This window comes from Streptomyces sp. NPDC055243 (genome assembly GCF_044544025.1).
In the GTDB taxonomy this organism is placed as follows: Bacteria; Actinomycetota; Actinomycetes; order Streptomycetales; family Streptomycetaceae; genus Streptomyces.
Genome location: NZ_JBITWR010000016.1, coordinates 107583 through 129065 on the forward strand (window position 1 = coordinate 107583; position 21483 = coordinate 129065).

At 71.4% G+C, this 21483-nt stretch carries 16 protein-coding genes and 2 pseudogenes; 9 read left to right on the forward strand and 9 right to left on the reverse strand.

Annotated features, from left to right (window positions below):
* Nucleotides 1-33: 33 nt before the first annotated feature.
* Both ACIGXX_RS35090 and ACIGXX_RS35095 read right to left on the reverse strand, forming a co-directional pair.
* A pseudogene (locus tag ACIGXX_RS35090) lies at nucleotides 34-3183 on the reverse strand (alpha-amylase family glycosyl hydrolase); the annotation flags it as partial.
* 135 nt (nucleotides 3184-3318) lie between these two features.
* Nucleotides 3319-4782: pseudogene (locus ACIGXX_RS35095) on the reverse strand (alpha-amylase family protein); the annotation flags it as partial.
* Nucleotides 4783-5187: 405 nt separating this feature from the next.
* Between ACIGXX_RS35095 and ACIGXX_RS35100 the strand changes: the two are divergent.
* The 5 genes from ACIGXX_RS35100 to ACIGXX_RS35120 are packed head-to-tail and all read left to right on the forward strand — an operon-like array spanning nucleotide 5188 to nucleotide 11624.
* Nucleotides 5188-7260, forward strand: coding sequence for a radical SAM protein (locus ACIGXX_RS35100; protein ID WP_366464074.1), 2073 nt, complete (start codon nucleotides 5188-5190; stop codon nucleotides 7258-7260).
* Entirely contained in the window at nucleotides 7250-8206 is a 957-nt protein-coding gene (locus ACIGXX_RS35105; protein ID WP_399981869.1) for an adenosine kinase, read from the forward strand. Before ACIGXX_RS35100 ends, ACIGXX_RS35105 begins: the two co-directional genes overlap by 11 nt.
* On the forward strand, nucleotides 8203-9699 hold the full coding sequence (locus ACIGXX_RS35110; RefSeq protein ID WP_399981872.1) for a GMC family oxidoreductase: 1497 nt from the start codon (nucleotides 8203-8205) through the stop codon (nucleotides 9697-9699). Before ACIGXX_RS35105 ends, ACIGXX_RS35110 begins: the two co-directional genes overlap by 4 nt.
* A 45-nt stretch (nucleotides 9700-9744) precedes the next feature.
* On the forward strand, nucleotides 9745-10689 hold the full coding sequence (locus ACIGXX_RS35115; protein ID WP_351169452.1) for an aldo/keto reductase: 945 nt from the start codon (nucleotides 9745-9747) through the stop codon (nucleotides 10687-10689).
* Nucleotides 10656-11624, forward strand: a complete 969-nt coding sequence (locus ACIGXX_RS35120) for an aminoglycoside phosphotransferase family protein (protein WP_399981875.1) — start codon at nucleotides 10656-10658, stop codon at nucleotides 11622-11624. Before ACIGXX_RS35115 ends, ACIGXX_RS35120 begins: the two co-directional genes overlap by 34 nt.
* On the opposite strand, the gene ACIGXX_RS35125 is transcribed toward ACIGXX_RS35120, so the two are convergent.
* Nucleotides 11612-13117, reverse strand: a complete 1506-nt coding sequence (locus ACIGXX_RS35125) for an alpha/beta hydrolase (protein WP_361467409.1) — start codon at nucleotides 13115-13117, stop codon at nucleotides 11612-11614. The genes ACIGXX_RS35120 and ACIGXX_RS35125 overlap by 13 nt on opposite strands.
* Before the next feature lie 210 nt (nucleotides 13118-13327).
* On the opposite strand from ACIGXX_RS35125, the gene ACIGXX_RS35130 reads away from it, so the two are divergent.
* The gene (locus ACIGXX_RS35130; RefSeq protein ID WP_351169461.1) at nucleotides 13328-14395 is read left to right on the forward strand and encodes a YncE family protein; all 1068 of its coding nucleotides are present in this window, start codon (nucleotides 13328-13330) and stop codon (nucleotides 14393-14395) included.
* 123 nt (nucleotides 14396-14518) lie between these two features.
* Here ACIGXX_RS35130 and ACIGXX_RS35135 read toward each other — a convergent pair whose 3' ends face one another.
* Entirely contained in the window at nucleotides 14519-15808 is a 1290-nt protein-coding gene (locus ACIGXX_RS35135) for an MFS transporter (protein WP_351169464.1), read from the reverse strand.
* Between the two features lie 97 nt (nucleotides 15809-15905).
* On the opposite strand from ACIGXX_RS35135, the gene ACIGXX_RS35140 reads away from it, so the two are divergent.
* Nucleotides 15906-17225, forward strand: coding sequence for an aminotransferase class I/II-fold pyridoxal phosphate-dependent enzyme (locus ACIGXX_RS35140; protein WP_351169467.1), 1320 nt, complete (start codon nucleotides 15906-15908; stop codon nucleotides 17223-17225).
* Between the two features lie 93 nt (nucleotides 17226-17318).
* Nucleotides 17319-17858: a GNAT family N-acetyltransferase gene (locus ACIGXX_RS35145; protein ID WP_399981882.1), complete on the forward strand. Its 540-nt coding sequence runs from the start codon at nucleotides 17319-17321 to the stop codon at nucleotides 17856-17858.
* A gap of 17 nt (nucleotides 17859-17875) precedes the next feature.
* Here the strand turns inward: ACIGXX_RS35145 and cynS are convergent, their stop codons facing one another.
* Complete coding sequence (cynS, locus tag ACIGXX_RS35150; protein ID WP_351169473.1) at nucleotides 17876-18346, reverse strand: cyanase; 471 nt, start codon at nucleotides 18344-18346, stop codon at nucleotides 17876-17878.
* 59 nt (nucleotides 18347-18405) lie between these two features.
* Nucleotides 18406-18996: a carbonic anhydrase gene (locus ACIGXX_RS35155; RefSeq protein ID WP_399981886.1), complete on the reverse strand. Its 591-nt coding sequence runs from the start codon at nucleotides 18994-18996 to the stop codon at nucleotides 18406-18408.
* A gap of 124 nt (nucleotides 18997-19120) precedes the next feature.
* Here ACIGXX_RS35155 and cynR point away from each other — a divergent pair, with 124 nt between their 5' ends.
* Complete coding sequence (gene cynR, locus ACIGXX_RS35160; protein ID WP_366464064.1) at nucleotides 19121-20011, forward strand: transcriptional regulator CynR; 891 nt, start codon at nucleotides 19121-19123, stop codon at nucleotides 20009-20011.
* Here cynR and ACIGXX_RS35165 read toward each other — a convergent pair.
* Genes ACIGXX_RS35165 through ACIGXX_RS35175 form a run of 3 tightly spaced genes read right to left on the reverse strand, consistent with a single transcriptional unit; the run spans nucleotide 19989 to nucleotide 21411 of the window.
* A complete protein-coding gene (locus ACIGXX_RS35165) occupies nucleotides 19989-20828 on the reverse strand; it encodes an aldo/keto reductase (protein ID WP_399981889.1) in 840 nt (279 codons plus the stop codon). The genes cynR and ACIGXX_RS35165 overlap by 23 nt on opposite strands.
* Nucleotides 20828-21220: a helix-turn-helix domain-containing protein gene (locus tag ACIGXX_RS35170; protein WP_351169485.1), complete on the reverse strand. Its 393-nt coding sequence runs from the start codon at nucleotides 21218-21220 to the stop codon at nucleotides 20828-20830. Before ACIGXX_RS35170 ends, ACIGXX_RS35165 begins: the two co-directional genes overlap by 1 nt.
* On the reverse strand, nucleotides 21217-21411 hold the full coding sequence (locus ACIGXX_RS35175; protein ID WP_361467386.1) for a hypothetical protein: 195 nt from the start codon (nucleotides 21409-21411) through the stop codon (nucleotides 21217-21219). The genes ACIGXX_RS35170 and ACIGXX_RS35175 overlap by 4 nt, the downstream gene beginning before the upstream one ends.
* Nucleotides 21412-21483 lie beyond the last annotated feature (72 nt).

The window sequence follows — 21483 nt, forward strand, 5'->3', positions numbered from 1 at the left end:
GGCCAGGTGGCTCTCGGCCGGTGACGCTCAGTCCACGCCCGCGGCGCCCAGCAGGGCTCCGCCGTCGGCGCGCTCGGTGGCCAGGAGCTGCCGGGCGCGCCGGGCGTCGGGAATCCGGTCGCGGTCGCGGGGGTCGACGGTGAGGACGACCTCGCCGTCCGCCACCCGGTACCGCTGCGCGGAGCCGGGCCCGGCGGGCCGCAGACGCAGCCAGTGGCCCTCGTCGGAGAGTGCCCCGTCCCGCAGCGTGATGCCGCCCTCGGGGGCGTAGACCAGCTGCCTGCCGGCGATGCCCGCGCCGCCCTTGGGCCAGGCGACGGTGTGCTCGTCGAGCCACCGGACCCGCGACGCCGACAGGTCGAGTCCCAGCGAGCCGCCGAGCGCGGGCGTCAGACGGTCCGGCTCGCCCGCCACCCGCCAGATCTCGCTGCCGAAGAGCTTGAGGTCGAGGGACTCGTCGCCGGGGACGTCCTTCTCGTCCCGCTTGTGGAAGACGTAACTCAAGTTCTTCGCACCGGGCTTCAGCGGCACCTCGAAGACGAGCCCGAAGGCGTCGGTGCGGACCGGTGCGACGGGTACGTCCCAGTCGGAGGGGTCGGCCGCCCCGTCCCACACGTGCAGGCCCCAGCCGTCGTAGTTCCCGTCCGGGCGGTGGTAGTGCAGGACCGCCGTGGAGTCGTCCGCCGGCGGATAGGCCCCATCGGGCCGCTGTTCGCTCTGGCCTTCCTGCCCCTGCGTGACCCAGACCTCGCCGGTGCGGGTCAGGTCGACGGAGCGCTCGGGTCCGTCGGGGGTGCCGTCCTTCTCGACGGTGTACGACAGGGAGTCGGCGTCCTGGTCGAGCTTCACCCAGGCGAAGGCCCCGAAGGCGTCACGGCCGGTGAAGGCCGGGCCCTGTCCGCCCGCGCCGGTCCTCAGCCGCCAGCCGTCGTAGTCGCCGTCGGGCCGTTGGTAGTGCACGACGGCGAAGGCGCGTTCGACGGCGGGCGGGACGGGCGGCGGTGTGCGGCCCGCGCCGCTGGTGGCCAGGGCGTGCGCGGTGCGGCCCCGGCTGTCCACGACCACCGCCTTGTAGCGCAGCGCGGTACCCGCGGGCACGGTGGGCGCGAGCTGCTGGGTGACCTTGTAGGGGGCGTGGTCGGCGGTGCCGAGCACCTGCCAGGGGGCGTCCCCCACCTGCGCGGCGAAGACCACGCGGTTCAGGCCGCCGCCGCTGGGCGTGGCGGAGACCTCGACCGTGCCGGTGGCGCCCTCTCCCGGGGCGCTCAGCGCGACCACGGGCGGCGAACCGGGCTTGCGCAGGGGTGCGCCGGCCTTCAGGACCAGGGACGAGAGCGCGGGAACGGTCACCGTGATCGTCTTGTCCACCGTACTGCGGACAGCGGTGGCCGTTCCGTACAGCGGCTCGAAGTGCATGCGGGCGGAGTCCGTCTTGATCCGTACGGTCCGGGCCCGGTCGGCGTTGTTGTGCGCGACGACGTATTCGATGCGCTTTCGCGCGTCGGTGCGCGAGTAGGCGTACACCCCGGGCCCGTCGGCCGGGCCGGCGTGGCGTTCGGTGAAGACACCGTCGCGCAGGGCGGGGTGGCGCTGGGTGAGCTTGGAGAGGCGGGCGATGGCGCGGTACAGCGGATGGCGCGTGTCGTACGCGTCGTCGGCATGGGTGCGGTCGGTGCCGAGCTGGTCGTCGTCCCGGTAGGCCGCGGCGTCGGAGGCGAACAGGGGCTGGCGTGCGGCGTTGTCGCCGCCCTTGCCGGTGAAGCCCTGCTCGTCGCCCGCGTACACGACGGGGTTGCCACGGGCGAACATCATCAGCTCCTGGGCGAAGCGGTGCCGGCGCAGCAGTTCCGCCTCGCTCGCCCCGGGGTTGTCGCGGGCCAGGAACCCGCCGATGCGGCCCATGTCGTGGCTGCCCAGGAAGGTCACCTGCTCATAGGCGTTGGCCGTGCCGGTCGTGTAGCGGTAGTCCTGTGCGAAGAGACGCGACAGGTCGCGCGGGGCGCCCTCGCGCGAGGCGGAGTTGCGGGCGATGGCCTGGAAGGGGAAGTCCAGGGTGGCGTCGAGTCCGCCCCGCGTCATGTACGGCGCGGTGATGGCGGGGTCAGCGGAGAAGGCCTCGGCGAAGATGAAGAAGTCCTTTTTGCCGTGTGCGGCCGCGTAGGCGTCGAGCGCCCGGGCCCACTGGGTCCAGAACTCCATGTTGACGTTCTTCGCGGTGTCCACGCGGAATCCGTCGACGCCGAAGTCCTTCACCCAGCGTTCGTAGATGCGCTTCATGCCCTCGACGACTTCGGGGCGCTCGGTCCACAGGTCGTCGTTGCCCATGAAGTCGCCGTTCAGGCCGCTCTCCCCGGCGAAGGTGGAGTCGCCGCGGTTGTGGTACATCGTGGGGTCGTTGAGCCAGGCCGGCGTCTTGGCGTCCCGGTCGGCGTCCGCGACGTACGGCGTGTAGGGGAAGCTGTCGACGTCCACCGGACGCATGCCCGCGTCGTCGTCGAAGGGGCGGCCCTCGGTGTCCAGATAGGGGTGCGCGCCCTCGGACCGGTAGCCGGTCTCCTTCTCGGCGAAGCCGATGGTGTCCGCGGTGTGGTTGGTCACCACGTCGAAGAAGACCTTCATGCCCTTGGCGTGGGCCTTGTCGATGAGGGTGGCCAGCTCCTCCTCGGTGCCGAAGTGGGGGTCGACGCGGGTGAAGTCGGTGATCGCGTAGCCGTGGTAGTTGCCGACGGTGTTCCCGCCCCGTTCCTGGGCCGGCATGTTCTGGAAGACCGGGGTCATCCAGATCGCCGTGGTGCCCAGGCCCTTGATGTAGTCCAGCTTCCCGGTGAGGCCCTTGAGGTCACCGCCTTGGAAGAAGGCCGGGTCGGAGGGGTCGAAACCGGTGCGGTCACGTCCTCCGGTCAGGCCTCCCCGGTCGTTGCCGGGGTCACCGTTGGCGAACCGGTCGGGCATGACCAGGTAGAACTGCTCGCGGGTCAGGTCGTGCCGGGACGGCTGGGCGGCCAGTGCGGCGTCGGAGGGCGGGGCCGGGAGGCCGGGGGGCGCGGCCGTGTGCGTCGCGGTCTGGTACGACGCGGTGGCCGCGGGATGGTGCGTCGCGGACGTCGCCGGGGTAGCGGGCAGGAGCCCCGCCAGCGGTGCCAGGGCCAGCGCGGCGACGGATCTTAATCGTGCGCGTGTCACGGTATGTCCTCCTCGGGTCGTTGCGGACAACACCGGTTGCCCGGCGCGCACGGAGGACACCGCACGCGCCGGGCAACCGGATGGATGGGAACAGGGCTGTGGCCCCGTACTCCTGATGGTTGGTCAGTGCTTCTTGCCGGAGCAGTTCTTGGCGTTCACGTGGAGGGCCAGAGCGCTCTTCGCGGCGACGGCCGCCGCCACCCGGCCGCTGCCGTCGACGGTGACGCGCTTGCCGGACTGCACGTCGCAGTACTTGCCGGCGGGCAGGGAGGTCTGGAAGGCCTGCTTGAGTTCGCCGTCGCCCGCGTTGATGGCGACGAAGGCCTTCTTGCCCCGTCCGAAGGCGAGGGCGCTGCCGCCGTTGTCCCACCAGTCGGTGACCTGGGCGTCGCCCGCGGCGTTGCGGAGGCCGACCATGCCGCTGATCTTCTTCTGCGCGTGCTGGCACACCCAGGCGTCGCCGGAGCAGTCGGCCTCGCTGTTGTTCGGCGGACCGTCGTCCTTGTTGGTGAACGCGTAGCCGGAGTGGACGTCCGGAGAGCCGTAGGGGAAGGCCAGCATGAAGACGTGGGCCAGGGTGTAGGGGGCGCCCTGCTTGTAGGTGAGGACGTTGCCCTGCCGCTCGGTGTCGTGGTTGGCGACGAAGACCCCGGCGGACGCGGAGGGCAGCTTGCCGTCCGCGACGTTCTTCAGCCCGGCCAGGTTGCCGCTCTCGAAGGCTCCCTTCAGCTGGTAGGCGTAGGTGAACTCCTGGACGTCGCCGGTGCCGACGTACTCGCCGGGCTGGACCTCTTCTCCCGGGCCGGGCAGCGTCTCCTGCTTCCAGTAGACGCCGGGGTCGGTGAGCTTCGACTTGATCGCCTTGAGGTCGTCCTCGGGCATGTGCTTGGCGGCGTCGATGCGGAAGCCGTCGACGCCGAGGGTCAGGAGGTCGTTGAGGTATCCGGCGATGGTCGTGCGGACGTGCTCCTCGCCGGTGTCCAGATCCGCGAGGCCGCCGAGTTCGCAGTTCTGGCTCTCCTCGCGCTTCGTGTAGTCCTTGACCTCCCTCTGGCAGTTGTCCATGTCCTCGTTGGCGTACACACCGGGGTAGTCGTACTTGGTGAACTCCGTGCCGCCCGAGCCGGTGCCCTTGGCGTTCGTCATGTGGTTGATGACCGAGTCGGCGACGACCTTGACGCCCGCGTCGTGACAGGTGTCCACCATGCTCTTGAAGGAGCTCCGGTCGCCGAGGCGGGAGGAGATCTTGTAGCTGACGGGCTGATAGGCGGTCCACCAGGCCGGGCCGGTGAGGCGCTCCTGCGGGGGCGAGGTCTGCACATAGCCGTAGCCGGCCGGCCCCAGCGTGTCCGTGCAGGCCCGGGCGATCGAGTCGAAGTTCCACTCGAACATCACCGCCGTGACGTCCTTCGCACCGGGCGGCGTCTTCCCCGGCTTCTTCGGCGGCTTCTTCGCCTCCGCGGTCTTCTCCGCCGTCACCGGGGCGGGCGCCGCCTGCGTCGGCTGCTGCGCTCCGACGTAGAGACTGCCCGCCGCGCCGGCCACCAGAGCGGCGGTCAGGGCGACGGTCCTGCGGGATCTCGACATACGGCCGTGCATCGAAGTCCTCCTCGGGGAGTGGGGGGATGAGGGTCCGGGGCGAGGTGCCGGTGTCGGTGCCGACGCGAGCGCGGGTGCGGTTCTCTCGCGCACGGCACCACCCGGGACCGCCCCTGCATCGCTTTGCCGTCTTGCAGCAAGCAATTGCAACCGGACCCTAGAGGCCGCCCTTTGAAGGGTCAACCCCACCCCAAGGGCACGAACTACCCCACGGGAAGCACGAGTTGAACGGCGACCAGGCGGAAGCCCGCATCCTCCCGCTCCACAAGGACCGCAAGCTCGATGAAAGATTGCACAAACTCTTCCATCGCGATCAACGGACGTGTTTGACTGCATCCCGGCCAGGACAGGGCGGCACGGCAGCCGCCCCCCGCTCGACCCCACCGCATGGATGGAGAGACGGCCGTGACAGCCACCCCGGCACCAGCCACCACAGCCCCGCCCAGCTCCCTGCAGTCGGCCCGCTTCTACATCACCTTCCGCTGCAACTCGCTCTGCGGGTACTGCAACGTCTGGCAGGACGACAAGTTCAAGGGCTACGACGAGCTCACCCCCGACCGGGCCCGCGAGATCCTGGACCAGTTGCACCAACTCGGCGTGCGCTACGTGGACTTCACCGGCGGCGAGCCCGTCCTGCACCCGCACATCGACGAGATCGTCCAGTACGCCAAGTCGCTCGGCATGGCGGTCGAGATCACCAGCAACGGCATCCGCTTCGCCAAGCACATCGACGCGATCGTGCCGTACGTCGACACCATGAACGTCTCGCTGGACACCCTCAAGCCCGACCGGTACCGCGCCATCCGCGGCGTGCCCACCCTGGACCGCGCCCTCGACGTGATCCAGCGCGTGGCCGCCACCAACGCGGGCAACCTCAAGCTCATCTGCGTGGTCACCCGGGAGAACGTGGACGAGGTGGCGGACCTGCTGCGCTTCGCGCAGGAGAACCGGGTCACCATCTACTTCTCCACGATGTTCGAGTACTTCGACGAGCAGGACACCGTCCGCGACACCAACCGGACCGCGCGCAAGCTCAAGATCGCCCTGATCGAGCAGAACGGCAAGCCGCTCACCGCGGGACCGGCGCCGCGCGCCGTCCCAGCCCCGGCCACCGGCTCCGAGTCGATCACCGCCGAGCTGATGCGCCTGCTCTACCAGCCGTTCACGGTGATCAACCTGCACTTCCGCAAGTACATGGAGGCCCTGGACCCGCTCGCGCCCACCGACTGCTACGCCAACAAGCGCATCCTCACCGTCGGTCCCGACGGCCGCCTGGTCCTGCCCTGCTACCACGCCTTCGACAACTCCCTGGCCTGGGACCGCGATCTGCTGGAACTGGTGCAGGACGAGGAGTTCCGCCGCGTACGCGACGAAGAGGTGGGGCAGCGCAGCGAATGCCGCAGCTGCACGGTCTTCCCCTACATCGGGCTCTCCTTCAGCTACCGCTTCGACAAGATCTTCCTCTACCAGGCGCTCTCGGAGGAGATCTCCAAGATCAAGACGCGCTTCGTCAACCCCCTGCACCCCCGCCTCACGCCCGCCTCCGGCGAACTCCTGCACGGCTTCGAGGACCTTGAGCGGTTCATCGACCGCGAGCTGCCCGACCCACGGCCGCCCGCGTCCTCCGACCTCTTCTACCGCTTCGACGTCACCCCCTCCGGCATCAGCTCCGAACTGATCGCCGGAGAGCTGAGCCTGGCCGAACTGCTCGCCGACCACACCGGCGAGTACTGCTGGGGGATCCAGCGCTCCCCGCACACCTGGATGCGCCTGGTCTACCGCGAGCTGGTGCCCCTGCTCGACGAACTCACCGCGCAGGGACTGCTGCCCCGCAGCACGTACGAACAGACCGTCGCGCAGCTCTACGAGGTGCATCTCGCCTGGTGGCAGGCGTACTTGGGGCGCTATTTCCGCGGCGGCCAGACCCTGGACACCACCGGGTCCGTCGCGCTGATCGCCGGGTTCCTGGAGCGGACGGCCACGCTGCTGCCGGACGCGCCCCAGAGCACGCGCGTCCGGCAGATACTGCTGTACGCGGGCTGCGTCCTCGGCCTCGCCCCCGACACCCTTGCCCCGCTCGCGGGCGGCGAGCCCTTCCCGGAGGCGGCACTGACGGCCAAGCACCTGCTGCTGATCGCGGCCGATGCCGACCTGCCCCGGTACGCGGCGCTCCTGCCGGCCGAGGCCGCCGAGCCGCTGCTCCGGGCCACGAGCCCCCCGCAGCCGGCGACTCCTGCCGCCCCTGCCGCCGAGAACGATGCGGACATGGCCCGGCTCCTCGCCCACGAGGACACGATCGACCAGGCCACCGCCGAACGGCTCGCCACGTCCCTGCGCGGCGCCCCCGAGCAGCGACGCGCCGAGCTCGCCCGCCTGCTGCTCGCCCACGAACTGCGCGATCCGCACGCGATCCGCAGGCGCGGGGAATCCATCCGTCACCGCGAAGAGACCCGGCCGAGGAGCGCCTGTGCCCCCTGAGAACCAGTCCGCGAACGAGATCTCCGAGAGCGGGATCGACGTCCTGGTGCTCGGCGGCGCGGGTGTCGACTCGATCGTCTACGTCCCCGAACTGCCGCTCCCCTTCGCCGACAGCTACATGGTGCCCGCGATCGACATGCGGGCCGGGCAGACCGGTGACTTCGTGGCGATGGGCGTGCAGGCCCTGGGCCTGCGCACACATCACCTCGACATGATCGGCGCCGATCACGAAGGCGACCTCGTACGCGCACTGCACCGCGAGCGGGGCATCCCGCTCACCGAGGTGCTCCAGCCCGGCGGCACCAAGCGCGCGGTGAACCTCGTCGGCCCCGACGGGCGGCGCCTCTCACTGTACGACGACAGCCGCTCCCAGGAGGCGGACCGGCTGCCTCCGGCGACGGTCGAGGCCCTCGCCGCGGTGAGCAGGCACGCCCATGTCTCCCTCACCTACCCGTGCGCCTTCACCCTGCCCACGCTGCGCGCGGCGGGGGTGAGCGTCTCGACCGACCTGCACAACTGGGACGGAATCGAGCCGTACCACGAGGCCTTCGCCTACGAGGCCGACCTCGTCTTCCTGTCGACCGCCGCCCTGGCGGACCCGGAGAAGACCATGCGGCAGATCGCCGCGCGGGGCCGGGCGCAGGTGGTCGTCGCGACGGCCGGGGCCGAAGGGGCCCATCTCCTGGTCGACGGCGAGCTGTCCCACGTACCGACCGTCACGCCCCCGGCACCGGTGGTGGACTCCAACGGCGCCGGTGACGCCTTCGCGTCGGGCTACCTCTTCGGCTGGCTGGCGGGCGAGTCACCCCTGCGGTGCGCCCGCTACGGCGCGATCGCGGGCGCGTACGCGTGCACCGTCCCGGCCACGCGGGCCGACGTCATCTCCCGGGAGCAACTCCTCGCTCAGGACGCCAAGTCGCACGGCGGCACCGAGGAACGCGCATGAGCGGCGCGGCGGCCCGGGCAGGCTACGACGTGGTCATCCTCGGCGGCGGCGTGGCGGGCTGCGTCCTCGCGGCCCGCCTCAGCGAGGACCCCGGGCGGACGGTCTGCCTGCTGGAGGCGGGCCAGGACTACGGACCGGAACGGCAGGCCTGGCCGCAGAAGGTGCTGAACGCCCGCGCGCTGCCGCGCGACGACGTGTGGGAGCGCCACGCCCCCGTCCACCGCATCCGCGCCCGCATCCTCGGCGGCTCCTCGTGCATCAACGGCTGCTGGAACACCTGGGGTTCGGAGGCCGACCACGCGGAATGGGCCGGGGCGGGCGGCCCGCGGTGGACGGCCTCCGCGATGGAGCCCTTCCGCCGCAGGGCCGTGGAGCAGATGGAGCTGCGGCCGGTGCCCGACCATGAGCATTCCGTCTGGAGCCGTGCCGCGCTGAGCGGCGCCCGCGAACTCGGTTACGGGGAAGTGGACATGGCCGCGCCGGGCGGCGGCCCCGGCTACGGAACCCCGCTGCTCAACGCGGTGGGCGGGCTGCGCTGGAACGCGGCCTTCGCCTATCTGCACGCGGCACGTCCGCGGCCGAACCTCACGATCATCGGCGGCGCCGTCGTGGACCGGATGACCGTGCGGGCGGGCCGGGTGCACGGCGTGGACGTCGCCGTGGACGGACGCCGGACGACCGTGCACGGCGACACGTACCTGTTGGCGAGTGGCACGTTCGGGTCGCCCGCCGTGCTGATGCGCAGCGGCATCGGACCCGCCGACCACCTCACGGAGTCCGGCATCCGGCCCGAGATCGACCTGCCCGGCGTCGGCGCGCATCTGATCGACCAGCCCGGCGTCTTCGTGCCGCTGACCCCGACGAGGGGCCTGAACGCGAGCCTGGCCGCCAAGGAGGAAGCGGGCGAGCTGTACGTCAACCGGATGCTGATCAGGGCGGCGAGCCCGCGCTGCCCCGAAGGCTCCTGGGACCTGCACATCAACCCCTCCGCGGGCCCGCCCCTGTTCGGCAGGCTGCCGCTAGGCCAGTACGAGGCGGGCATCTCCGCGCTCCTCATGAAGCCCGCGTCCCGCGGCCGGGTCCGGCTGCGGTCGGCCGATCCCACCGAGGATCCGGACATCGACCCCGCGTTCCTCACCGATCCGGAGGGGCACGACATCGCGGTCATGCGGGCAGGCCTGGCGATCGTCGAGGAACTGGCGGCCTCCACAGCCCTGAAGTCCCTGGCGGGCCCGGCCGACGGGCACTCCCCTCGTAGCCTTCCGGACGAGGAGCTCCGCGCCCGGGCGGGCACGTACTGGCACCCCGTCGGCACCTGCGCCATGGGGAGGCCCGAGGACCCTCTCGCCGTGGTCGACGGGGAGGCGCGCGTGCGCGGCGTGGCGAACCTGCGGGTCGTGGACGCCTCCGTCCTGCCGACGGTCCCGGCGGCGAACACCCAGCTTCCCGTGCTCGCCGTCGCGGAAATGCTGGCCGATTCCCTGCGGAACTGAGCGACGATGGCCGAGTCCATCACGGAGCGACACGGAGGAGGAGACATGGCATCGCAGACCGACGTGCGCACCAGCCGTGTGCTGTACGGGTGCATGGGGCTCGGCGGCACCTGGGACACCCGGCCGTACGCCGCCGAGGACATCGCCGGGGCCGAGGCCGCGGTGGACGCCGCGCTGGAGGCCGGCATCACGGTCTTCGACCACGCCGACATCTACCGGCACGGCAAGTCCGAGGCGGTCTTCGGCGAAGTGCTCGCCAGGGCGCCGGGCCTGCGCGAGCGCATCGTCCTGCAGACCAAGTGCGGCATCCGTCTCGCCGACGGCGAGCGGCCCGGTCTGTACGACCTGCGGGGGCCGAGCATCGTCCAGCGCGTCGAGGAGAGCCTCACCCGCCTGCGCACCGACGTGATCGACGTACTGCTCCTGCACCGGCCCGATCCGCTGACCGGCCCGCAGGAGATCGCGAAGGCGCTGGCATCGCTGCACGGACAGGGCCTGGTCCGCCGGTTCGGCGTGTCGAACATGAGCGCCGCGCAGATCGCGCACCTACAGGCGCACCTCGACGTACCGCTGGTGGCCAACCAGCTGGAGATGAGCCTGGAGAGGCGTGACTGGGTCGAGGGCGGCGTGCTGGTGAACACACCCGCCGCGGCCGGCAGCGGCTTCCCGCACGGAACGCTCGAATACTGCACGACCAACGGCATCCAACTGCAGGCCTGGGGAGCCCTCGCCCGGGGCCGCTACACCGGCGGCGGCGACTCCCCGACCGCCCAACTGGTCACCGCGCTCGCCGCCCGCAAGCGGACGACACCGGAGACCATCCTGCTGTGGTGGCTCCAACGCCACCCCGCAGCCATCACCCCGGTCATCGGCACCAGCCGCCCCGCCCGCATCCTCGCCTGCCGCGACGCCGTAACCCGCGAACCGGAACTCACCCACGAGGAGTGGTACGACCTGTGGATCACCGCCCGGGGGAACCCGCTGCCGTAGCCGCCAACGCCCTCGTACGCCAGAAGGCCCACAGCCTCGGACCGGCAGGACAACAGTGGCTGGCCGAACTACCCGCCCTCATCGGCGAAATGGAGCGGCGCTGGTCCATCACCGTCGGGCAGCCGCTGCCCGGTGGTACCTCCTCCTACGTGGCGCGGGCGCGGACCCGCGACGGTCGGGACGCGGTGCTCAAGCTCTCGCTGCCCGCAACGGACTTCGCGGGGCAGGTGCGGACCCTTCGCCTCGCGCGGGGGCGGGGCTATGCGCAGCTGTTCGCCTACGATCTCGGACGTCACGCGATGCTTCAGGAGGCGCTCGGGCCTTCGATGGAGCGACTGAGGCCGGCCCCTCGGCAGCAGATCGAGACGCTGTGCGCCATGCTCCGGCGGGCCTGGTCGGTGCCCCGTGCCGTCGATCCGGGACCGGAGAAGGCCAGCGTCCTGGGTGAGACGGTCGGGCGGCTGTGGGAGAGCCTTGGGCGGCCCTGTTCGGAGCGGGTCGTGAGCCTGGCGATGGTGTTTGCCGGGCGTCGTGCCGCCGCGTTCGGCCCCGACCGTTGCGTCGTCGTGCACGGTGACCCGCATCCCGGCAACGCGTTGCGGGCCCCCACTCCGCGCGAAGGTGCGGAAGCGGGCTTCGTCTTCGTGGATCCCGACGGGTTCCTCGCCGAGCGCGCGTACGACCTGGAGGTCGTACTCCGTGACTGGTGCGCGGAGTTGAAGGGGAGGGACGGGGCCGCGGCCGGCGGGCTGGTCCGCTCGTACTGCGCTCTGCTCGCGGATCGGACCGGGGTGGACGAGGAGGCGATCTGGGAGTGGGGCTTTCTTGAGCGGGTGTCCACCGGGCTCTATGTGCTCGACTTCGGGGCGGAGGAGCTCGGACGGCCCTTTCTCGACACCGCCGAGCTCCTGGCCTGCCGCCCCTACGCGCAGTAGGTGTCCCGAGCGGGCCGCTCCCCCGTCGCCAGGTAGTGCGAGACGGTCCGGTCGCCGCACGCGTTGCCGTTGTCGAGATACGCGTCGTGGCCGGTCGAGTCGAGCGTCACCATGATGGCCCGCTTGCCCAGGGCCTTGCGGAGGTTGAGGGCGCCGGCGATCGGGGCCACCGGGTCACGCTCGTTCTGGACGAGGAGGATGTTGGACGGGCCGCTGTCGGTGATCCGCACCGGAGCCTCCTTCGGCCGGTACGGCCAGGCCGCGCACAGCATCGCGTTCCTCGGCATCCCGGCGGTCAGGGGGTACTTGGACCGGCTCGCGGCGACCTCCTTCGCGTACGCGCCGGCCGACCTGGGCCACTCGATGTCGTTGCAGAGGACCGCGGAGCCCACCGCGACGGCGTTCTGCAGCACCTGCTCGGGCGGTGCCTGCGGCACGGGCGGGACCGTGCCCTTCCGGGCGGCCCGCATCAGTTCGGCCAGGCCGGTGAAGTCGTCGGGGTCGTCGAGCGCGTTCAGCATGGTCTGGCGCAGGACGTTGCCGTTGAGCTCCTCGGGGTTGGCGCCGGGCCACGGGATCGGCTCGCGGTCGAGTTCGGCGGCCAGGCGCAGGAAGAGTGGGCGCACCTCGGCCGCCGTCTTGGCCAGGCGGTTCGGATTGCCGGGTTTCGAGGCCCACTTGGCGAACTCCGGGAAGGTGTCCTCGACCCCCTGCTCGTGACCGGCGAGCCAGGCCCGCGAGACGCGCGTGGGGTCGGGGTCGTCATTGCTGTCCAGGACCACGCGGTCGGTGCGGTGCGGGAAGAGCTGGCTGTAGACGGCCCCGACGTACGTTCCGTAGGAGACGCCCCAAGCGGAGATCTTCCGCTCGCCCAGCGCCGCCCGGACACGGTCCAGGTCGCGGGCCTCGTTGGCGGTGCTGATGTGGCGGAGGAGCTCGCCGCCGTTGCGTGCGCAGGCGTCCGACAACCGCTGGGCGGCGCTCATGTTCTCGGTGATGGAACCGTCGGCGGCGGGCCAGGGACGCAGCCTCGAAGTGGCGAGGTCTGCGTGGTCGAGGCCGCAGCTGACCGGCGTCGAGCGGCCGAGACCGCGGGGGTCGAAGCCGATCAGGTCGTAGGCGTCACGGACCGCCTGCGGGAGCTTCTGGCCCTTGCCCGAAGGGTTGTCGATGCCGGAGCCGCCGGGACCGCCGGGGATCAGGAGCAGTGCGCCGCGGCGTGCCGCGGGGTTCTCACTGGGGATGCGCGAGACGGCGATGCCGATCTGCTTGCCCCGCGGGTCGGCGTAGTCCAGGGGGACTTTGACGGTCGCGCACTCCTGACGGGGGTCGATGCCGCCGCCCTCGCACGGCTGCCAGTCGAGGGGCTCGGCCTTGGCGGGAGGAGTGTCGGAGGCGGCTGGAGTCGAGGCCGTCGCGGCCAGTGGCGCGGTGAGGCTGAGGACGGCCGCGGAGGCGGCGAGCAGGGCCGCGTTTCGCTTGATCTTCGTCATGGGAAGAGCCTCGCCGATCGCGTACGGCCGCCGCATCCTCCCAACTGACCTATGGAGATGGGGGTTTGCCCTAGCGTTTCCCCTAGGTGATGCGGGGTCGCATGTGGCGGGCGCCACACAATGAAAGGCGTGTGACTTAGGTTAGGCTAAGCTAAGTTATCGAGTGATCGCCTCTCCTGGAGGCGCCTCAGTCAAGGAGATTGACGCAGCATGACCTCACTCACCTGCCGCATCCGCCGTACCGCCGCAGTCGCCGTGGCCCTCGCCGCGGGCAGCGCGCTGGCCCTGACCGGTACCGCTTCCGCGCAGCCCGGCCAGACCACCGGCAAAGCGTCCGGCTCGACCGTCGAGTCCGCGCCGCTCGTGAAGGGGCTCTACCAGTCCGCGTACTCCGAGCGGAACAACGTGCTGTGGGCCACCGCGGCGGTGGGCCGGCCGCCCGTCACCAACTCCAGCCTGCTGAAGGTCGACCCCCGCACGCTGAAGGTGAAGGACACGTACACGCCTCCGGTCACCAACGCCGAGACCGGCGCCGTCGAGGCCGTCTACGGGGTCGCCGTCGACGACGAGCACAACACCGTCTGGACGACGAACACCCGCGACAACTCCGTCGCCGTCTACGACCAGCGCACCGGCAAGCACCTCGCCTCGCTGCCCGGCGTGAACCACGCCCGTGAGGTCATCGTGGACGCCAAGCACAACACGGCGTGGGCCAGCAGCTTCGGCGACGGCACCGTCGTCGCCTTCGACACCCGCACCTTCAAGGAGAAGAAGCGCGTCACGGTCGAGGGATCGAGCCCGACCGGCCTCGCCGTGAACGAGCGGACCGGCACCGCCTACGCCGCCGACCTCAACGGCGACCGGATCATCGAGATCACCCGGAAAAGCGAGAGCCCCCGCCTGATCCCGACCGGCGACGGCCCGATCTCCATCGCGCTGTCCAAGAACGGCCGCACCGCCTACACCGCCGACCAGGCCGCAGGCGGCCTCTCGGTCGTCGACCTCAAAAAGGGCGTCGTGACGAAGTCCGTGCCGACCGGCGCGGGCGCCCTGTCCGTCGCCACCGACCGGCGCTCGGGCAACGTCCTGGTCGCCAACCGGACCCCCGGCACCGTCACGGTCGTCGACCCCGCCAAGGGCACCGTCGTGGAGACCCTGGCCACCGGCGCCAACCCCAACCACGTCCAGGTGACGGGCGGCACGGCCTTCGTGGTCGACAAGTCCGGCACCGGCCCCGAGGGCCAGGACAAGGCGCACCGCATCCGCATCGGCCGCTGAGACCCGAGGAACCGGACGCCCGGACCCCCGGACCGGCGAACCGAAGGCCTCCTCAAGTCCGGCCCGCCACAAAGTCCGGCCCGCCACACGACCGTGGCGGGCCGGACGCCGTCACGGACGGGTTCACGCACGCCCGCCGCGCCCGCTCAGCGCACCGCGTGCCTGCGCGGAGCCGTCCGGCCGGTGCAGCCTCCTGCGTACGAGTCGGCTCTGCGCCGCGACCGTCGCGATGACGCCCGCGCCGAGCAGCGGCCAGGCGAGGGGTCCGGCGGCGATCACGGCGGTGACCAGGAGCGGCCCTCCGCTGCGCTGGGCGGACGAGGACAGACCGTGCACCCCGAGATAGGCCCCCTGGGCGTCGTCGGGGGCCAGCGCGATGGACAGCTCCCAGGACACGATGGCGTGCAGTATCTCCGCGAAGGTGAACGCGATCGCCGCGCAGCTGAGGGCGGCCACGGCAGTCCAGGTGCCGCCCGCCACCGAGGCGGTCATGGCGGCGCAGCCGACGACGAAGCAGGCGGCCAGGGGCACCAGGAGCCCGCGGGCCTTGCTCGGCGTACTCCCGAAGCGGGAGAGCGGGACCTGGCAGCAGACGACGAGCACGCAGTTGAGGACCATGAGCAGCGGCGCGAGACCGTGCGGGGCGTCGGTGGCGTGGACGATCCACAGGGGCATGCCGACCTGGAGGACCGCGTCGTCGAGGAAGAGCGCCGCCTCGGTGGCGGTGAACAGCAGATAGGGGCGGTCGCGCCAGGGGCTGGACGACCGGGCGGGGACGGCGGGGCCCGTGGAACCGGTGACCACCCGGGAGGGGGACGGCGGTTCGGTGCAGCGCAGGGTGAACACCGCGGCGACGAGGAAGCTGATCACGTTGCCGACGAGCAGGGCCTGGTAGGCGTGGGTGGTGCCGACGGCCAGGGCCGAAGCTCCGGCCAGACCGCCGATGGCCCAGCCCGCGTTGGAGACGGAGCGCTGCACGGCTTGGTACTTGGTGCGGTCCGGGCCCGCGATGCGGGCGGCGTACAGCTTGGTGAGGACGTTGGCGCCGCGGTCGGCGAGGCTGCTGACGGCCGAGTACAGCAGGAGCAGCGAGAAGTTGTCCGTGGTCAGCAGCGCCAACAGGGCGACGGCCTGCTGGAGTTGGGCGCCGATGAGGACGCGCGTGACGGGGAAGCGGTCGGCGAGGTGGCCCGCGAGCGGGGCGCCGGCGATGCCGACGGCCCCCGAGACACCCATGAGCACGCCGACCTCGGTGACGGAGAGCCCGGTGACCAAGGTGAAGTAGAGGGCCGCCGCCCCCATCCAGAGGCCGGTGCCCGCCTTGTTGATCAGAGCGATCCAGAGCATGCGGCGGCCGTCGATGCCCCCTGGTATGCGTGCGTACAGCGCGGCCCGCCCACGACTGAGGCTCACCACTCCCCCTTGGCTTGCGATGTGACTGCTGGCTTGCGGCGGGACTTGGCGACGTCCGGCTTGACTCCCGCATTTGTACTGGTACAGACTCGCTTACGTGGCAGCACAATATGCGATCAGTGGTACGACCGCCAAGGGCATTACCTCCTCGGTCGAACAGGCCGTGGCCGAGGGCGGCTTGGCGCCGGGCGACGCGCTGCCTCCGGTGCGCAGGCTCGCCGACGATCTCGGGATCAGCGCGGGGACGGTCGCGACGGCCTACAAGGAGCTCCGGCAGCGCGGCATCGTGGTGACGCGCGGGCGCGGCGGGACGATGGTGGCGCAGGCCCCGGCGGTCGGCGCGCGCCGACCGCCCAAGGTGCCGCAGGGGGTGCGCGACCTGGCGGGCGGGCATCCGGACCCGGCGCTACTTCCGGTGCTGCTGCCGCCCGGGCGGGTTGACCCCGTCAGCGGTTCGCACCGCGGTTCGCCGCGCCGGGCCGGGCTTGAGGAACTGGCCAGGCGGTGGTTCGCGCGGGACGGGGTGCCGGACGCCCGGGTGACCTTCGCGCACGGGGCGCTGGACTGCATGGCGCGGCTGCTGTCCGTGGAGCTGAAACCGGGCGACGCGGTGGCCGTGGAGGACCCGGGGTTCCACCATCTCCTGGACCTGGTACCGGCGTTGGGGCTGCGCATGGTGCCGGTGGCGGTGGACGACGAGGGCATCCGACCGGAGGCGCTGCGCGGTGCGCTGCGGGCCGGGGCCAGGGCCGTGGTGTGCAGCCCGCGGGGGCAGAACCCCGTGGGCGGCTGCTTCTCCGAGGCGCGGCGCGACGCCCTGCTCGAAGTCCTCGGCGGCTACCCGGAGGTGCTGGTCGTCGAGGACGATCACAACGCGGACATCGCGGGGGCGCCCTCGCACACGCTGGCCGCCGGCGGGCTCGAACGCTGGGCCCAGGTGCGGACCGTGTCCAAGCATCTGGGCATCGACCTGCGGTGGGCGGCCCTGGCGTGCGACGCCACCACGCTGGCCCGGCACGAGGGGCGGATGCTGCTCACGTCGGGGTGGGTCAGTCACGTACTGCAGGAGACGGTCGAGCGCACGATGACCGATCCCGCCGCGCGGGCGCTGGTGGCGCGGGCCGAGGACGCCTATACCGAGCGGCGTCAGGCGCTGATCGGCGAGCTGGCGCGGCGCGGGATCGCGGCGCGCGGGGCGAGCGGGATGAACGTGTGGGTGCCGGTGCACGACGAGTCCGCGGTGGTCAACGGGCTGCGCTCGCGGGGCTGGTGGGTGGCCGCGGGCTCGCGCTTCCGCATCGCCGCACCCACCGCCGTGCGGATCACCACGGCCATGCTTCAGGTGGCGGACACGGCGCCGCTCGCCGCCGACTTCGCCGCGGTGCTCGGCGAGTCCGAGGCCACGTACGGGGGTTGAGTCCGCGGCGAGGTCGAATCCGCGGCGAGAGGGACAATGGACGCAGCTTGCCGTCCCTCCGCTCCCCCTGGTTCCGCTGACCGAGGTGCCCCGATGATCAGCTGGCGTCGACTCGCCGAAACGGACTTCCCCCTGCTGCGGCAGTGGCTGGAGCAGCCGCACGTCGCGCGCTGGTGGAACCACGAGACCTCACCCGAGGCGGTGGTACGCGACTTCGGCCCGGCGGCCCGCGGGGAGGAGGCGTCGCAGGATCTGCTCATGCTGCTCGACGGCGAACCGTTCGGCCTCGTGCAGCGCTACCGCTTCGCCGACTATCCCGAGGACGTCGACCAGTTGGCCGACCAGGCGGAGATTCCCCGGGGGGCCATGTCCATCGACTACCTCATCGGAGATCCGTCGCGCGTCGGCCAGGGGCTCGGCACGCGCATGATCCAGGCGATCATCCGAGCCACCTGGACCGATCACCCCGAGGCCAGTGCGGTCATCGTCCCCGTGCATGCGGACAATCGCGCGTCCTGGCGCACCCTGGAGAAGGCGGGCCTGCGGCGGGTCGCCGAGGTGTCGCTGGAACCCGACAACCCCATCGACGACCGCGCCCACTACCTCTACCGGATCGACCGCCCGACAGCCTGAGCCGAGGGCGGGGCGGATCAGAAGGGCTTGGTCGGCAGGTACTTGCCGTCCAGGGTGATGACGGCGCGCTCGCCGCCCTCGGGGTCGGCGACCTTCTTCACGTCCAGCTTGAAGTTGATCGCGCTGATGATGCCGTCGCCGAACTCCTCGTGGACCAGGGCCTTGAGGGTGGTTCCGTAGACCTGGAGCATCTCGTAGAAGCGGTAGATGGTCGGGTCGGTGGGGACGGAGCCGGGGATGGAGCCGCGCGTGGGAATGGTCTGGAGGAGCGTCGCCGCGTCGGCGTCCAGACCCAGGAGCTCCGCGACGGCCTGCGCGGCCGGCTCCGGCAGGGCGTGCTGACCGAGTACGGCGGCGGTGACGAAGGCGACCGAGTAGCCGGTGACGTCGGCTATCCGCTGCCAGGACAGGTCCTTTCGCACCTTGGCCTCGACGGCGGTGACGGCCAGGGCCTGGCGGGCGGCGGGGTCGAACTGGGCGTGCGGCATGAGAAGACTTCCTTACGTGAAGGGTGGGGTTGGGGTGGGGCTGGGATGTCGCGTGGTGCTCAGGCGTCGCGGGCGGCGGAGTCGAGCACCTCGACCGTGCCGGTGGGGATGTCGTAGACCCAGCCGTGCAGCGTGAGCGTGCCCCTGCGCAGGGCATGGGCCACCGAGGGGTGGGTGGCGAGGTTCGCCAGCTGGGCGCGCACGTTCCCACGTACGAGGACGTCCAGCTCTTCCGTACCGCCCTCACCGGTGGCACGGGCCAAGGAGGCGTCCGCGTGGCGCAGCCAGTCGGCGACGGCCGGCAGGGCATCCAGGTCGTGCCGCTGAGCGAGGGCGGTCATCGCCCCGCAGGCGGAGTGCCCGCAGACGACGACGTCCGACACTCCCAGGACGGCGACGGCGTACTCGATGCTCGCCGCGACGCCGTCCGGCCCCGGCGTGTGGGCGGGCACGAGATTGCCGGCGGTCCGGACGACGAACAGCTCGCCCGGCTCGCTCTGGGTGAGCAGCTCCGGCACCACGCGGGCGTCGGAGCAGCTGATGAAGAGCGTCGTCGGCCGGTGGCTGTCCGCGAGGTGGGTGAAGAGGTCCGCCTTCGCCGGAAAGACGTCGCGCCGGAATCGCGCGACCCCCTCGGTGAGGTCCTGCATGGTCACTCCCTTCGGTGGCGTCGGCCCCGGTGGGGCTGACGAGATCCACCCTGCATGACCTGGATCTATAGTGTCCAAGACGTATTTGCCATGCCTGTCATCGATGCCATCTATAGTTGGGGGCATGGCCCTGGAACTGCGCCACCTGCGCTATCTGCTCGCCGTCTCCGAACACGGCAACTTCACCCGCGCCGCCGAAGACCTGCGCATCTCCCAGCCGACCCTCTCCCAGCAGATCAAGCAGCTGGAGAAGTCACTGGGCGTCCAGCTCCTGGACCGCACCGGCCGCGGCGTGCGCCTGACCGACGCCGGTGAGGCCTACGTCCCCTACGCGCGCCGCGCCCTGCGCGACCTCGCCGCAGCCGAGCGTGCCGTGCTCGACGTACAGGACCTGACCCGCGGTCATCTGCGTCTGGCGATGACCCCGACGTTCACCGCCTACCTCATCGGGCCGCTCGTCGCCCAGTTCCACGCCCGCCATCCCGCGATCAGCCTCGACGTACGCGAGATGAACCAGGACGGCATCGAAGCCGCGCTGCTCGCCGACGAACTCGACCTGGGGATCGCCTTCGGCGCGGACCACCACCTGCCCGGCATCACCGCGACGGCCCTGTTCACCGAGACCCTCGGCCTCGTCGTCGGCCCGAGCCATCCGCACACCGGACGCGACCGGGCGCTGCCGGTGCGGGAGATGGCAGATGGGCTCGAGCTGGCCCTGCTCAGCGGCGACTTCGCCACCCGCGGCCACATCGACGCCTACCTCAAAGCCCACCACGTCCAGCCGCGCATCACCGTGGAGGCCAACTCGATCAACGCCCTGACGGAGATCGTCCACCGCACCGACCTGGCCACGGTCCTGCCCGACGCCCTCACCCGCGACAACACCCACCTGCACCCCGTCCCGCTGACCCCCGCACTGCCCGCCCGCACGGTGGTGCTCCTGCGCCGCGACAGCGCCTACACCAGTGCCGCGGCGCAGGCGCTGACCCGGCTCATCCGGCAGTGGGAGGCGTGAACCGGTCCAGACGCTCGCGCTGCTCGGCGCTCAGCCGCAGGCTCTCCGCGGCGACGTTCTCCGCCAGGTGGTCGAGCGAGGCGGTGCCCGGGATCGGCAGCACGACCGGTGAGCGCTCGAGCAGCCAGGCCAGGGCGACCTGCGCGGCGGTGGCGTCGAGTTCGGCCGCCACGGCCGCGATCTCGGCGGTCGCGGTCGAGGCCGCCGGATGGACCGGCCGCCAGGGCAGGAAGGCGATCCCCGCCGCGTCACAGGCGTCGAGCACGGCCTCGTGCTCACGGTCGAGCAGGCTGTAGCGGTTCTGCACGCTCGCCACGTCGACGATCCGCCGCGCCTCGTCGAGTTCGTCGACGGTGACCTCGGACAGTCCGATGTGGCCGATCCTGCCGTCGAGTTGGAACTCCCGCAGGGTGCCGAGCTGGTCGGCGAGCGGCACCTTCGGGTCGAGGCGGTGCATCTGGAGCAGCCCGATCCGCTCGACGCGAAGCCTGCGCAGGGCCTGCTCGACCTGCTCGCGCAGGAACTCCGGCCGCCCGTTGACCGCTGCTTCCTCGCCCGGGTTCGTCCGCTCGATGGCGACCTTGGTCGCGATGAGCAGGTCGTCCGGGTAGGGATGCAGCGCCTCGACCAGCAGCTCCTCGTTGGCGCCCCATCCGTACATGTACGCCGTGTCGATCAGCGTGACGCCCAGCTCGACGGCCCGCCGGGCCACCGCGATGGAGGCCTCCCTGGCCGCCCCGGCCTCGGTCGCCAGGCGCATCGCCCCGAACCCGATCCGGCGCACCTCGATCTCGCCGCCGATGCGGAAGGTGCTCATCAACGCTCCCCGCCGTCGTCGAAGTCCGTCCGGGCCCGCTCCACCTTGTCCAGGTTCTCCGTGGACCACTGGGCGAGCGTGGCGAACAACGGCCCCAGGCTGCGCCCGAGTTCACTGATCTCGTACTCCGCGCGCGGCGGCACCTCGGGGTAGTACGTGCGCACCACCAGGCCGTCCCGTTCCAGCTGCCGCAGCCGCTGCGTCAGCACCTTGGGCGTGATGCCGGCGATACCGCGCTGCAGCTCCACGAACCGCATCCGGCCGTACTCGTGGAGCGTCCAGAGGATCGGCGTGGTCCAGCGGCTGAACACGATGTCGACGACCGGACCGACCGGGCAGACCTGCGCGCCGACGGGCGTCGCGAGCCGTGCCGGGGCCGAGTTGGCACTCATGAGTCCCCCTTCAGGGAAGTGGGTGGTTCTCCGGACGTCGACGCGGCCTCCCGCCGCCTGCGCAGAAGGTGGCGCCCCCAGACGGTGAGCCCGACCACGGACAGCACCACGGCCCCTCCCGCGAGGGTGACGGAGCCACCGATGACGACGAACAGCAGGAGCAGTTCCCACACGGACGGTTCTTGTTCCATGCCAGAGCCTGCCACGAATTGCGCATCCTCGTGCATTGACGGCTCAGCCCACCCGGTTCAGGGTGTTGCCCC

Coding starts and splice junctions, on each gene's coding strand:
- ACIGXX_RS35145 (WP_399981882.1), top strand. CDS start 17,319: ATGATCAGCTGGCGTCGACTCGCCGAAACGGACTTCCCCCTGCTGCGG.
- cynR (WP_366464064.1), top strand. CDS start 19,121: ATGGCCCTGGAACTGCGCCACCTGCGCTATCTGCTCGCCGTCTCCGAA.
- ACIGXX_RS35155 (WP_399981886.1), bottom strand. CDS start 18,996: ATGCAGGACCTCACCGAGGGGGTCGCGCGATTCCGGCGCGACGTCTTT.
- ACIGXX_RS35170 (WP_351169485.1), bottom strand. CDS start 21,220: ATGAGTGCCAACTCGGCCCCGGCACGGCTCGCGACGCCCGTCGGCGCG.
- ACIGXX_RS35130 (WP_351169461.1), top strand. CDS start 13,328: ATGACCTCACTCACCTGCCGCATCCGCCGTACCGCCGCAGTCGCCGTG.
- ACIGXX_RS35115 (WP_351169452.1), top strand. CDS start 9,745: ATGGCATCGCAGACCGACGTGCGCACCAGCCGTGTGCTGTACGGGTGC.
- cynS (WP_351169473.1), bottom strand. CDS start 18,346: ATGCCGCACGCCCAGTTCGACCCCGCCGCCCGCCAGGCCCTGGCCGTC.
- ACIGXX_RS35125 (WP_361467409.1), bottom strand. CDS start 13,117: ATGACGAAGATCAAGCGAAACGCGGCCCTGCTCGCCGCCTCCGCGGCC.
- ACIGXX_RS35165 (WP_399981889.1), bottom strand. CDS start 20,828: ATGAGCACCTTCCGCATCGGCGGCGAGATCGAGGTGCGCCGGATCGGG.
- ACIGXX_RS35110 (WP_399981872.1), top strand. CDS start 8,203: ATGAGCGGCGCGGCGGCCCGGGCAGGCTACGACGTGGTCATCCTCGGC.
- ACIGXX_RS35175 (WP_361467386.1), bottom strand. CDS start 21,411: ATGGAACAAGAACCGTCCGTGTGGGAACTGCTCCTGCTGTTCGTCGTC.